This window comes from Paenibacillus sp. LHD-38 (assembly GCF_031157315.1).
Lineage (GTDB): Bacteria > Bacillota > Bacilli > Paenibacillales > Paenibacillaceae > Pristimantibacillus.
Genome location: NZ_JAVIFU010000160.1, coordinates 1 through 514, shown reverse-complemented (window position 1 = coordinate 514; position 514 = coordinate 1). Strand labels below are relative to the sequence as shown.

General features: G+C 43.6%; 1 protein-coding gene. It reads right to left on the bottom strand.

The features are described from left to right. Positions 1-514, bottom strand: a 514-nt coding sequence (locus tag RCO25_RS34720) for a transposase (protein WP_309000586.1), incomplete at both ends; no start/stop codon positions are given.

Genomic DNA, 514 nt, shown 5'->3' with positions numbered 1-514 from the left:
GCGACCGTGAAATTAACTTGGTATTGGTGCCGTTTATCCATTTGGGAAATGACGACGTGCGAGGTCATCATTTCAGCGAAATTGTACATAATCATTCTTGCAAAAATCTCTTGGATGATGGACTCTCGTCTCTTCGCGTGAAAACTCGTCAGACCAACAGTGTATTTTAAAGCTCTAAAAGAGGTTTCAATGCCCCAGCGCATGTTATAAATGGACCCCAGTTCCTCGGGTGGGAAATCATCGGCAGAAAGATTCGTAATGACGGTTTCATAAGTTCCACTCGGCAGGACGAAACGAACAACCCGAAAGGAAATCGGGTGAAAAAAGTTCTCATGCAAATCTAAAAAATCAAAGGTAGACGAGGAAGGGACGTACTTGTAAATCTCGGGATGAGCCTTGATCGCTTTTGTTTGTTTTTTGGTGAGTGTCAGATGAATGTTTCGATCAAATTCTCCGCCAGAGGGCAAACACAAGCCCGAAAGAATACCACTCGAATCCAAATCCTTTACCCGTA